The following is an 11,783-nucleotide window of genomic DNA, read 5'->3' as shown; positions in this document are numbered from 1 at the left end:
GCAGGAGCAGCACAGCCCCCGCCGGACGACCGCAGGCGTGCTGCCCCGGACGTCACGGGCGCGAGCAGGCGACACGACAGGAATAATCCAATGTCTGTCTCGACGTGATGCCTTCATTGGAGCTCCCGGCAGGGGTAGCAGTCGCGCCTCCCTGATGGCCCAGACGGCGACATCGGCCTCCTTGACAATCGTTACGCGGCAGACAATCATGCGCTAACTTGTGGCACAGAAAACACATGGACTCCTGAGCGCATGTGAGCCCGTGCGCAAGGACGCTGAGGAGGAGCCGCTCGACGGCGAGGTGGCCGCGCTTCGAAGGCGTGTGGCGGAGCTGGAGCAGGCGCTGGCCGAGGCGCGGCGGTCCGGGGCGGCGCCGCTCGAGGAGCGGCACGCCGGGCAGGACTTGCCCCCGGACCTGCACGCCGCGCTGCAAGGCGCCGGGCACACCGCGCTGCTCGACGCGATCCCCGCGCTCGTCTTCTTCAAGTCTCGAGATCACCGCTACCTCCTCGTCAACAAGTCGTACGCCGAGCACTACCGCCTCCCGCTCGAGAAGATCCTCGGCAAGCGCGATGAGGAGATCTTCCCCCCGGAGATCGCGCGCAGCTACCGCGACAACGACGAGGCGATCATGGCGAGCGGCGTCCCTCGGTCGAACGTGGAGCTCCGGTGGAAGCGCGAGGACGGCACCTACGGCTGGACGCTGGAGAACATCCTCCCCTTCCGCGACGCGGGCGGGCGCGTGGCCGGGATCGTGGGGGTCCTCCTGGACATGACCGACCGGAAGGAGGCTGAGGAGGCCCTGCGGCGCACGGAGAGCGAGCTCCTCGCCACCGAGGCGCGCCTGCTCGACACGATAGCGGCGATGTCGACGCCGGTCCTGCCGATCGACGACGGGATCCTCGTCCTGCCGATCGTGGGCCACGTCGACGCGGCGCGCAGCGATCGGCTGATGGAGGCGCTGCTCCACGGCGTCGAGCGCCACGACGCGGATTTCGTGATCCTCGATCTCACCGGCGTCCCGATGATCGACAGCGCCGTCGCGTTCCACCTCCTGCGCGCGGTGCAAGCGGTCCTCCTGCTGGGCGCGCAGTGCGTCCTCGTCGGCATCTCCGCGGGCATCGCCCAGTCGCTGGCGCACACCGGCGAGGCGCTCGAGCAGCTCGTCATCCTGAGAGACCTGCGGGCCGGCGTGCGTTACGCGATGGCGCGGCGGAGGTCCGCGGCCCGCTCGTCGCGCCAGCAAGCGAGCGCGGCGCTCCGGTAGACGGCGCGCGGGCGAGCGCCGCGGCCGGCGCAGTCGCGATCACGGCGGCTGGCGCTCGCCTCTCTTCATCCCACACACACGCAGCTCCCGCGACGTGAGGAGCTGACCCGCGGCGCCGTGGGCCCTCACGGCACCTCGATCAACCCGTGTCTGCCCGCGGCTGAACCCACTTGACGGTGCCCTGGGAGGCTGATGACATCACGGGCAGTTCGACGAGCGGGGCGATCGGCCTCTCGGGCGCATCGGACGGAGGATCGGGGGGCTCGACGCTCGAGCACCGGGTCCGACGCCGCGCGCCGCTCGAACGCTCCTACCGAGATGACGCCGCGAATCCGCCCATTGCCCCTGCAGAAGATCAACCCCACGAACACCGCGCTGCTCGTGATCGACGCGCAGCACGACTTCATCGACGAGGGCGCGCCCTGCGAGGCGCGGCGGGCGCGCGAGGCGGTGCCGGTCATCGGCTCGCTCGTCCGGTGGGCGAGGCGCCACGGGCTGCCGATCGTCTTCAGCCAGGAGATGCACCGGGCCGATCGGAGCGACTTCGGGATCGAGCTGGAGTTCGAGCCGCAGCATTGCGTCGAGGGGACCCGCGGGGCCGAGATGGTCGAAGGGCTGGAGATCGCTCGGGACGATCACCGGATCTTCACGAAGCGCCGTTACGACTGCTTCATGGGCACCGACCTCGATCTCCTGCTCCGGTGCAGGCGGGTCGAGAACCTCGTCTGCTGCGGCGTCTGCACCAACATCTGCGTGATCAGCACGGTGTGCACCGCCAGGAACCTGGATTACCGCGTCCTGCTCCCGACCGACGCGGTCGCGGGGAGCTCGGTCGAGCTCCATGACGCCGCGATCCTCTGCATGAGCGACGTGTTCGCCTATGTCACCGACAGCGCCACGTTGACGCGCCTATGGCTCTGAAGCCCGCAGCGAGCGCCCTGCGCCGCCCCGCCCCGGGGGGGTTCCCCGCGGCGGCCGCGGAGCCCTCGGCGCGGGCGCTCGCCGGCGCGAGGCCGCGCGCGAGATCCCGGCAGTGCGGGCGGCCGCCGCCCCGCTGGCTCGCCCTGGGGCGCGCGGCGCCGCGGCGGGCGCGGCTCGCGCTCGGCGCGGCGGGCTTCCTCGCGGCGCTCGCGGCGTACGTGTTCTTCTCGACCCGGGACGGCGTGAACGCCGTCATCGTCCCGACGCTCCCGGCCATCGGGCGCGCCGCGGCGGACGCGCTCGTCGCGGAGGAGTTCTGGCGCGACGTCGGGTACAGCTTCCTGCGCGTGACGTCGGGGTTCGCCGCCGCCGCGCTCCTGGCGGTCCCGCTCGGGGTGCTCGCCGGCGCGTTCCGCTCGGTGGCCGCGCTGATCGAGCCGCCGACCGACTTCCTCCGGTACGTCCCGGTGCCGGCGCTGATCCCGCTCGTCATGATCGTCGCCGGCATCGGCGAGGGCGCCAAGGTGCTGCTCGTGTTCCTCGGCACGTTCTTTCAGCTGCTGCTGATGACCGCGGACGAGGTCCGGCGGGTCCCGGTGCGCCTCGTCCAGATCAGCCAGAGCCTGGGCGCCACGCGCCCCGAGGTGGTCGGGCGCGTCCTCTTGCCGGCCGCCCTGCCCGGGATCTGGAACGCGCTGCGCATGTGCAACGGCTGGGCGTGGAGCTACGTCGTCGTCGCGGAGCTCGTGGCGGCGACCGAGGGCCTCGGCTTCCGCGTCCTGCGCTTCTACCGGTTCATCCAGACGCCGAGCATCTACGCCTACCTGCTCGTGCTGGGGCTGCTCGGCCTCGGGCTCGACTGGGTGTTCCGCGCGACGTACCGCCGGCTCTTCCGCTGGGCGCCGGGGGGCGCGGCGTGAAGCTCTCGCTGCGCGGCGTCGAGAAGTCCTACGCCGGCGGCCGCGGCGAGACGTGCGCCCTCTCCGCGCTCGACCTCGACGTCGGCGAGGGCGAGTTCGTGAGCCTCCTGGGCCCCTCCGGGTGCGGCAAGTCGACGCTCCTGCACATCGTCGCCGGGCTCGAGCCGGCGACCGCCGGGGTCGTCGCGCTCGACGGCGAGCGCGTCCTCGGCCCCGGCGCGGAGATCGGCCTCGTGTTCCAGCAGCAAACGCTCTTCCCGTGGCTCAGCGTGCGGGAGAACGTCGGCTTCCCGCTGACGCTCTCGCGCGGCCGCGCGGCCTCGTCCGGCGCGTCCGGCGCGCAGCGCGAGCGGCAGGCGGCCCGCGTCGAGAGCCTCCTCCGCCTGGTCGGGCTCTGGGAGTTCCGCGACAGCCGCCCGGCGGAGCTCAGCGGCGGCATGCAGCAGCGCGCGGCCCTCGCGCGGGCGCTCGTGCTGCAGCCCGAGGTGCTGCTGATGGACGAGCCGTTCGGCGCCCTGGACGCCCAGACGCGTGAAGAGATGCAGGAGCTCCTCCTGCACGTCACCCAGCATCACCGGATCACGACGCTGTTCGTCACGCACGACGTCGACGAGGCGCTGCTCCTGTCCGACCGCATCCTCGTCTTCTCCGAGCGGCCGGGCAGCGTCGTGGCGAGCATCGACGTGTCCTTCCCGCGCGCGGACCGCTCGCCGGAGCTCAAGCTGGGCGAGGTGTTCCTCCGCCCGAAGCGCGAGATCCTGGCGCTCCTGCGCGGCAGGAGCCGCTCCGAGGCGCAGCGCGACCGCCTGCTCTCTGGCTTGACCAATACCCAACCTGAAGGGGGATCATGAACCGAAGAACCGTCCTGCAAGAGCTCGGGGCAGCGCTGGCCTGCCTCGCCCTGTCCGCCGGCTGTTCCACCAGCAGTGGCCCGGAGGCGCGCGAGTCCGCCCCCGCCGCCGCGGGGAGCGAGCGCGCCGAGGCCGCGGCGCAGCCCGCGGCGGCCGCCGCGCCGGTCAAGCTCACCGTCGGACACGACCTGTGGATCGGTTATTCGGGCGTGTTCCTCGCGAACGAGCTCGGGTATTTCAAGCAGGCCGGGCTCGACGTCGGGCTCAAGCCGTTCTCGAACCCCGGCGACACGCTCGCGGCGCTCGGGTCGGGCCAGCTCGACATCGGCCTCACGACCCTGCAGAACCTCGCGGTGCTGAACGGCAACAGCGCGTCGTCGGACGTCGTGGCCATCGCCCTCGTCGACAGCTCGAACGGCGCGGACGCGGTGGTCGCGAAGAAGGGCATCGCGACGATGGCCGATCTCAAGGGCAAGACCGTCGCCCTCACGCTCGGCGACGTCAACCACATGTTGTTCCTCTTCGGCGCCGAGAAGGCCGGGCTGAGCCCGTCCGACGTGACGATCACGAGCATGAGCGCCGACGACGCCGGCGCCGCGTTCGTCGCCGGGAAGGTGGACGCCGCGGTCACCTGGGAGCCGTGGATCACCAAGGCGACCAAGGGCGGCGGCCACGTGATCTTCTCGAGCGCCAGCGTCCCCGACACGATCACGAACTCGGTGGCCGTGCACCGGTCCAAGCTCGCCGAGGGCCGCGACGTGTACCGGAGGTTCCTGGGCGCGATCGACCAGGGGGTCCAGACGCTGCGCAGCGAGCCCGACAAGGCGTATTCCATCGTCGGCAAGTACCTGAACGCCTCGCCCGAGGACGTGAAGGGCATGCTGAGCGGCGACAAGATCTACGATCTGGCCGACAACAAGCGGCTCTTCGGCACCGCGGAGGAGGCGGGCCCGGCGTACGCCGCGATGAAGGCGGTGGTCGGCTTCGCGGTCCAGTCGAAGCTCGTCAAGAACACGCCGACCGCGGAAGCGCTGCTCGATCCGGCGGTCGTCCGATGAGCCACGTGGCCTTCATGGAGCGGGCGATCGCGATCGCCCGGAAGGCGCGGGAGGCCGGCGAGCCGCCGTTCGGCGCCCTGGTGGTCGGGCCGGGCGGCGAGGTCGTCGCCGAGGCGACCGACGAGGTGAACACCCGGCGCGACTTCACGTGGCACGCGGAGGTGGGCGCCGTCCGCGGCGCGTGCGCGGCCCTCGGGCCGGATCTGACGGGGTGCACGCTCTACACGACGGTGGAGCCCTGCCCGATGTGCTTCACGTCGGCGTGGCTCGCCCGGGTGAGCCGCGTCGTCTTCGGCTGCACGATGCGGGAGGTCACGGCCGCGACCGGGGGCGCGCAGCGCGAGCTGGCCGTCTCCGCGGAGTGGATGAACGCGAACTCCGGGGCGCCGCTCGAGCTCGTGGGCGGGGTGCTCGCCGACCGGTGCCTCGCGCTGTTCAGCAACAGCAACCCATAACGTCGGTCTCCCCTCTCCCACGCTCGCCGCCGCCTCCTGGAAACAGGTGGTCACATGGACGCGCGCGGTGGCATACTGCCGCCCGGGCGCGCCCATGGCGCCAGCGTCGACTCACCTTGCGCAGGTTCGAGGGCGCTTCCGGGCAACGTGGGCGCGCAGCCACCAAGGAGCCAGGGAAGTTTTCCGCGTCCCACGCGGACAACCGAGAGAGAACCGATGGCAAATGTAAATAGCCGTTACGAAGTCCCCTCAGCGCGCCGCAACACCACGTCCTTCCTGCACAAATTGCCGAAGCTGACGCTCGGCGGCTTGCCGCGGGTGCTCCTCGCCGCCGCCGTGCTCGCGCTGCTCACCGGAGCATCGGAGCGCCCGGCGCTGGCCGCGGAGCCGGCGCCTGACACGTCCGGACGATGGGTCGCCGCGTGGCAAGGCAGCCCGACGCCGGGCGGCACGTTCGACTCGAAGGATTGTCCCTCGGACGTCGGCCTGACGGGCCAGACGGTCCGGAACATCGTCCGCCTGAGCGCTGGCGGCACCGCGGTTCGCGTGCGCCTCTCCAACGCCGGCGGCAGCCAGCCTCTCAAGGTGGGTTCAGCGTCGGTCGCGCTCTCGGCGGGCGGCGCGGCCACGGTCGCGGGGACGTCGCAGCCGCTGCGCTTCTCGGGTCAGACCTCGACCGTCATCGCCGCGGGCGGCGAGGCGCTGAGCGACCCCGTGGCCCTGAAGGTGCAGCCGCTGCAGACGCTCGCGGTGAGCGTCTACCTCCCGGAGAGCACCGGGCCGGCCACGCAGCACTACTTCGCGGCGCAGGACAACTTCCTCGCCTCCGGCAACCACGCTGCGAGCGGCGGCACCAAGGAGTTCGGCCGGAAGATCTCGTGCTGGATGTTCCTGTCGGGCGTCGACGTCAAGGCGACGCCGAACGTCGTCGGCGCCCTGATCGCGCTCGGCGACTCCATCACGGACGGCTATCTCTCGACCAAGAACGCCAACCGTCGTTACCCCGACTACCTCGCCGAGCGCCTGGCCAGCCGAAAGGGCCCGACCCTCTCCGTGGTCAACGCCGGCATCATCGGCAATGAGCTGCTCACCGTCCGTCCGCAGCTGCAGTTCGGCTACCCCGTTCCCGCCCGCCTCGCCCGCGATGTGCTGACGCAGCCCGGCGCGCGCGCCGTCATCCTGATGGTGGGCATCAACGACATCGGCGACCGCTCCGCGAAGGCCACGGATCTGATCCCGGTGTACCAGCAGATCATCCAGTCTGCCCGCGCTGCCGGGCTCAAGATCTACGGCGGCACGCTGGTGCCGTTTGCCGGCTCGACCGGGACCTACAAGGGAGACTACGGGACCCCGAAAGGCGAGCAGGAGCGCCAGAAGCTGAACACCTGGATCCGCACGAGCGGCGCCTTCGACGGCGTGATCGATTTCGACAAGGCGCTGCGGGATCCGGCGGATCCGAGCCGTCTGCTCCCGGCCTACGATGCGGACCGTCTGCACCCGAACGACGCCGGCTACCAGGCCATGGCCAACGCGGTGAACGTGGACGCGATCCTCGGCGAGATCACCAAGGGTAACTCTCCCTAGAGCGACAAATGGGTTGAACCATCCTGAAACGAGCAGAATTCGAAGCGCCAAGAACGCCAAGAACGCCAAGAACGCCAAGGACGCCAAGAGCGCCAAGAAGAAGAGAATATCTTGGCGTCCTTGGCGCCTTGGCGTCCTTGGCGCTTGATATCTCGCTCGATCAACATGATCGGTGTCCTAGCCACGTTGATCCCGCGCCGGCGCCATCGCTCGTTTCTTGCACGCGCTGAACGCCGCCTCCGACATCGTTACCGGGCGAGCGCGAGGGCGAACGGCGCGAACCCTCGCCGTCGCATCACGGAGGGGACGAGCAACATGACCGCCTCGGGTCCGCGGGCCGTCGCGACGTCGCCGAGATCTTCGATCCAGTCCGCAGGCCACCCCAGATCGCCGAGCAGCCTTCCTACCACCGCCTTCGCTTTCTCGTCGTTGCCGGAGAGGAACGCGGTCGGCGGGGTGCGCAGGCTCGCGGGATCCGCCATGACGGTGAACAGCATGGTGTTCAGCGTCTTGACCACGGCCGTCTCCGGCAGCGCTCCCTGCAGGCGCTCGGCGACGCTGCTGCCGGGGTAGAGCAGGCCGCTGGGCAGGCCGTCCTGGCCGCGCAACGTCGCGTTGGAGACGTCGATCAAGATCTTCCCTTTCAGCTCCTCACGGAGGGCGCCGAGCCGCTCGACGGTCGTCTCGCCGGGCGTGGCGTTGACGACGATTGCAGCCCCGCGCGCGGCCTCCGCGGGGTCCCCGAACGCGACGTGCGCGCCCGACCACCTCGCGGCTGCCCGCGCGGGCTCCCTGGTGCCGACGGTGACGACGTGTCCAGCGCCGGCGAGTTTGTTTGCCAGGGTCGTGGCGACCCGGCCCGAGCCGAGGACTCCGATGTTGTGCACGACATGCTCCATGGTTCAGACCCCTCGTTTCAGCGGATGGTGGACAGGACGTTGACCGCGCCGGCGTGAAGCTGCGGCGCCGCAGCCAGGAAGTCCTCGCTGGCGAAGCTCCAGGGGTTCCCGCGTGTGTCCGTGACCGCGCCCCCGGCCTCCGCGACGAGCAGCGCGCCCGCGGCGAGCCCGGAGCGGACCTGGCTGTACTGCCAGAAGACGTCCATCCGGCCGGCCGCCACCTGGATGAGCTGGAGGGTGGCCGGGACCGAGACGCGCAGAACGAGCGCGCTCCCGAGCATCGCGGTGACGGACTCGCCGATCCGCCGGTGCGTCTCCTTGTCCTCGTCCGGCCTCGCCTGGCCGGTTCCGACGAAGGCCGCGTCGAGCTCCGACTTGGTCGACGCCTGAAGCCTCCTCGTCCCCAGGTAGGCGCCGGCGCCCTTCCGGGCGGTGTACGTGTCGCCGGTCAGGGGCAGGTGCACCACGGCCAGGACCGGTTCGTTGTCGCGGACGAGGGTCGCCGTGACGCTCCAGTCCGTCATCCCGTGAACGTGGTTGATGTTCCCCTCGACGGTATCGACGACCCACCACTCCCCTTGCGGGAGGGGCCCACACTCGAGCTCGTCCTCGACCCACCGGGCCTCCGGGCGAGCGCGCGACAGCGGCTCGCGCAGCGCTTCGAGGGAGACCACGTCGTTCGCGCCGAGCGCGGCCAGGACGTCGGCTCGGCTCTCGAGGCGCGGCGCCGTCGAGAAGCGATCGACGAGCCGCTTCCCCGCCGCGGTGAGCGCCGCGACGACGGCGGGCAGCAGGGACTCGTCCTCCGCGCTGGCCGTGCTTCGGTCCCGCCGCGTTGCGTTGTCGGTCATCGGTTCGGAATGGGCCTTCATGATTCCTCCTGAGACGAGCGGCTCGTGTGTCCTCGCGAGCCACCGTGCGGAGGAGTAAACCGTGGACATCGTATGACGTCCAATGCATAGTTGGTATACGAAGGATTACCCGCATGCATGTGGATTTGAACCTGCTCACGGCCCTGGACGCGCTGATCGAGGAGCGGAGCGTCAGCGCCGCCGCGGCGCGTTTGCACCTCACCCAGCCCGCGATGAGCCGGACGCTGGGGCGCATCAGGGACGCCACCGGGGACCCGATCCTGGTGCGCACCGGCCGGACGATGGCGCTGACGCCCCGCGCGCTCGCCTTGAGGCAGGAGGTCCACGCGATCGTGGAACGGGCGCGCGCGGCGCTCGCCCCCGAGGGGGAGCTCGACCTGGCGAGGCTCGATCGCACCTTCACCCTCCGCTGCCACGACGCGATCACGACGGCGCTTGGGACGCGGCTCTTGCGCGCGGTGCAGGAGCAGGCCCCTCAGGTGAAGCTCCGGCTCCTGCCGGAGCCCACGGGCGACACCGACGATCTGCGCCACGGGCGCGTGGATCTCGAGATCGGCTCGACGGAGCCCGCCCTGCCCGAGATCCGTGGGGAGCTGGTCGGCCAGGATCACGTCGTCGTCGCCCTCCGTCGGGACCACCCGCTCGCGCGCGGCCGGCTCACGGCCAAGCGTTACGCCCAGGCGCTCCACGTCATCGTGTCGCGCCGCGGCCGCCTGCGCGATCCGGTCGACGACGCGCTCGAGGCCCTGGGGCTGCGGCGGCGCGTCGTCGCGTCGGCGCCCACGAGCGCGGCTGCCATTCAGTTCGCCTGCGAGGACGATCTCGCCGTCGCGCTGCCGGCGCGCGTCTGCGGTCCGATCCTGCGGGCGCTGGGCCTCAGCGTCCATCCGCTGCCGCTCGAGGTGCCGGAGCTCCGGGTCGTTCAGCTCTGGCACCAGCGCTACGAGAGCGACAAGGCGCACGCGTGGCTGCGCGGATGCACGCGCGAGATCCTTCAGGCCATCTGTCGTGGAGGGACGTAGCCGAGGACGGGCCGGACGCCCTCGGAGCTCCGGCGGTGGATTCCAGCCGGAACGAGCGCGGCTGCTTCTGGAGAAGCAGCCGCGCTGCAGGGCTGCTCGATTCCGCGCAGCGCGACGCGGCGAGGGCACCGCGCGCGCCGCTGAAGTCACGGGCGACGAGGGACAAGAGAGGGTATCGACGCCGGGGCACGCGGGTTGCAACACACGGCGGCGAGCGCCGAGCGTTTCGTGCCGAGCGCCGACAACACGGCCCATCGGCCTTCACCGGCGATGTCGTCGCGCCCTAACCTTCTTCGGAGTCCTTCATGACCGACCGTATCGCTCGTCTCAAGGCTTCGCCCTCCGTGGCGGTCAAGGAAAAGCTCGACCACCCCGTCATCGACACGGACATCCACACCAACGACTACTCGCCGGCGCTGGAGGATTTCGTCGCCACCTACGGGGGCGCCAAGCTCGTCGACGATCTGCGCAAGGCGCTGAGCTCCCGGCGCCGCAACGCCGAGAACAGCAGCGGCAAGGACTGGTACACCCAGACGCCCGAGGAGCGGCAGTACCACCGCACCGTGCGGTCGCCGTGGTGGGCGCGGGTGACGCGCAACACGCTCGACGTGGCCACCTACCACCTCCCCTCCCTGCTCGCCGAGCGGCTGGAGGAGCAGGGGTCCGATTACTCGGTCCTGTTCCCGAACAACACCCTCGCGCCGCTCGCCGTGAAGGACCCCGGCGCGCGGCAGGCGCTGCAGCGCGCGATCAACCACTACCACGCGGACCTGTTCCGCAAGTACAGCGACCGCCTCACCCCGGTCGCCGGCATCCCGCTGAACACGCCGCAGGAGGGGATCGAGGAGCTGGAGTTCGCCGTCAAGAAGCTCGGGCTCAAGGCGATCAACATCGCCGGCGGCGTGCGCCGCCCCATCAAGGCGATCGCCGAGAAGTACCCGGCGGACCAGCACCCGGAGCTCGCGAAGTACGCGAGCTACATCGACTTTTACGGCATCGACAGCGAGTACGACTACGATCCCTTCTGGGCGAAGGTCGTCGAGCTCGGCGTGCCGGTGCTCACCCACTACGGCAGCCAGGGGTGGACCGGGCGCTCGTCGATCAGCAACTACATGAACAACCACATCGGCCACTTCGCCGACGGCTCCGAGGCGTTCGCCAAGGCGCTGTTCTTCGGCGGCGTCACCCGGCGGTTCCCGGGGCTGCGCATCGGCATGCTCGAGGGCGGGGCGGACTGGGGCGCGCGGGTGTACATCCACCTCGTCGACCGGTTCCAGAAGCGCGGCCCGGAAGGCCTGAAGCACTACGACCCGGCGGCGACCGACCGCGCGCAGCTCACCGAGCTGTTCCGGCGCTACGGCGCGGACCTCACGCGGGGCCGCTCGATCGAGGGCGAGCAGCTGATCGCCGACACGCTCGGCGTCGGGTACACGAGCGACGCGCGCCAGCCGGCGCCGGAGTACCGCAACGACTTCGCGGCGGCGGGCATCGAGAAGATCGAGGACATCCGCGACCGCTGGGTCAATAACTTCTACTTCGGGTCGGAGTCGGACGACCGCACCATCGCCGCGGCGTTCAACGACAAGGCGAACCCGCTCGGGGTGAAGATCCGCGCGATCTACTCCTCCGACGTCGGCCACTGGGACGTCCCCGATCTCACCGAGGCGCTCGCGGAGAGCTGGCACCTGGTGGAAGAGGGCGTCATCAGCCCCGAGGACTTCAGGGCTTATGTCTTCGAGAACCCCTACCGGCTCTACACCGAGGCGAACGCGGAGTTCTTCAAGGGTACGGTCGTCGAGCAGAAGCTGAAGCGACAGGCGGCGGCCACGGCCGCGCGAGGGGACGCGCCGCGGCCGCGCGAGGTGGTGGCGGCCGCGACGGCGTGAGGTGACGACCGCGGCGCGTGAGGTCGCGGCCGCGTCAGGTGGCGACCG

11 protein-coding genes are annotated in these 11,783 nt (G+C 70.8%); 9 read left to right on the top strand and 2 right to left on the bottom strand.

The genetic code is table 11. The annotated features are described in order from the left end of the window. Window positions 1-262 precede the first annotated feature (262 nt). The 7 genes from WMF43_RS19845 (at window position 263) to WMF43_RS19815 (ending at window position 7,056) form a co-directional block, all read left to right on the top strand. Window positions 263-1,267 (top strand): PAS domain-containing protein, encoded by a 1,005-nt coding sequence (locus tag WMF43_RS19845; protein ID WP_437682312.1) that lies wholly within the window; start codon window positions 263-265, stop codon window positions 1,265-1,267. 339 nt (window positions 1,268-1,606) lie between these two features. Further along, a complete protein-coding gene (locus tag WMF43_RS19840; protein WP_437682311.1) occupies window positions 1,607-2,188 on the top strand; it encodes a cysteine hydrolase family protein in 582 nt (193 codons plus the stop codon). Then, on the top strand, window positions 2,179-3,108 hold the full coding sequence (locus WMF43_RS19835; protein ID WP_437682310.1) for an ABC transporter permease: 930 nt from the start codon (window positions 2,179-2,181) through the stop codon (window positions 3,106-3,108). Before WMF43_RS19840 ends, WMF43_RS19835 begins: the two co-directional genes overlap by 10 nt. After that, window positions 3,105-3,959 carry an ABC transporter ATP-binding protein gene (locus WMF43_RS19830; protein WP_437682308.1) on the top strand — a complete coding sequence of 285 codons (855 nt, stop codon included), beginning with the start codon at window positions 3,105-3,107 and terminating at the stop codon, window positions 3,957-3,959. The genes WMF43_RS19835 and WMF43_RS19830 overlap by 4 nt, the downstream gene beginning before the upstream one ends. Continuing rightward, complete coding sequence (locus WMF43_RS19825) at window positions 3,956-5,017, top strand: ABC transporter substrate-binding protein (RefSeq protein ID WP_437682306.1); 1,062 nt, start codon at window positions 3,956-3,958, stop codon at window positions 5,015-5,017. Before WMF43_RS19830 ends, WMF43_RS19825 begins: the two co-directional genes overlap by 4 nt. Continuing rightward, a complete protein-coding gene (locus tag WMF43_RS19820) occupies window positions 5,014-5,472 on the top strand; it encodes a nucleoside deaminase (protein WP_437682305.1) in 459 nt (152 codons plus the stop codon). The genes WMF43_RS19825 and WMF43_RS19820 overlap by 4 nt, the downstream gene beginning before the upstream one ends. Before the next feature lie 216 nt (window positions 5,473-5,688). Further along, entirely contained in the window at window positions 5,689-7,056 is a 1,368-nt protein-coding gene (locus WMF43_RS19815; RefSeq protein ID WP_437682303.1) for an SGNH/GDSL hydrolase family protein, read from the top strand. Window positions 7,057-7,304: 248 nt separating this feature from the next. Here WMF43_RS19815 and WMF43_RS19810 read toward each other — a convergent pair whose 3' ends face one another. Both WMF43_RS19810 and WMF43_RS19805 read right to left on the bottom strand, forming a co-directional pair. Beyond that, window positions 7,305-7,943, bottom strand: coding sequence for an NADPH-dependent F420 reductase (locus tag WMF43_RS19810; protein WP_437682301.1), 639 nt, complete (start codon window positions 7,941-7,943; stop codon window positions 7,305-7,307). A gap of 29 nt (window positions 7,944-7,972) precedes the next feature. Continuing rightward, complete coding sequence (locus WMF43_RS19805) at window positions 7,973-8,827, bottom strand: inositol monophosphatase family protein (protein ID WP_437682299.1); 855 nt, start codon at window positions 8,825-8,827, stop codon at window positions 7,973-7,975. Between the two features lie 113 nt (window positions 8,828-8,940). On the opposite strand from WMF43_RS19805, the gene WMF43_RS19800 reads away from it, so the two are divergent. Together WMF43_RS19800 and WMF43_RS19795 are read left to right on the top strand one after the other, a co-directional pair. Next, a complete protein-coding gene (locus WMF43_RS19800; protein ID WP_437682297.1) occupies window positions 8,941-9,849 on the top strand; it encodes a LysR family transcriptional regulator in 909 nt (302 codons plus the stop codon). 305 nt (window positions 9,850-10,154) lie between these two features. Further along, the gene (locus WMF43_RS19795) at window positions 10,155-11,735 is read left to right on the top strand and encodes an amidohydrolase family protein (protein ID WP_437682295.1); all 1,581 of its coding nucleotides are present in this window, start codon (window positions 10,155-10,157) and stop codon (window positions 11,733-11,735) included. Window positions 11,736-11,783 lie beyond the last annotated feature (48 nt).

Origin of the sequence: Sorangium sp. So ce131 (assembly GCF_051519095.1) — a bacterium.
In the GTDB taxonomy this organism is placed as follows: Bacteria; Myxococcota_A; Polyangia; order Polyangiales; family Polyangiaceae; genus Sorangium.
The sequence above is the reverse complement of the archived record's forward strand: the minus strand, read 5'-3'. Positions and strand labels throughout refer to the sequence as shown.

Bases quoted from the DNA above. Each gene is read 5' to 3' on its own strand.
- WMF43_RS19815 (WP_437682303.1), top strand. From the start codon at position 5,689: ATGGCAAATGTAAATAGCCGTTACGAAGTCCCCTCAGCGCGCCGCAAC.
- WMF43_RS19795 (WP_437682295.1), top strand. From the start codon at position 10,155: ATGACCGACCGTATCGCTCGTCTCAAGGCTTCGCCCTCCGTGGCGGTC.
- WMF43_RS19800 (WP_437682297.1), top strand. From the start codon at position 8,941: ATGCATGTGGATTTGAACCTGCTCACGGCCCTGGACGCGCTGATCGAG.
- WMF43_RS19825 (WP_437682306.1), top strand. From the start codon at position 3,956: ATGAACCGAAGAACCGTCCTGCAAGAGCTCGGGGCAGCGCTGGCCTGC.
- WMF43_RS19835 (WP_437682310.1), top strand. From the start codon at position 2,179: ATGGCTCTGAAGCCCGCAGCGAGCGCCCTGCGCCGCCCCGCCCCGGGG.
- WMF43_RS19805 (WP_437682299.1), bottom strand. From the start codon at position 8,827: ATGAAGGCCCATTCCGAACCGATGACCGACAACGCAACGCGGCGGGAC.
- WMF43_RS19820 (WP_437682305.1), top strand. From the start codon at position 5,014: ATGAGCCACGTGGCCTTCATGGAGCGGGCGATCGCGATCGCCCGGAAG.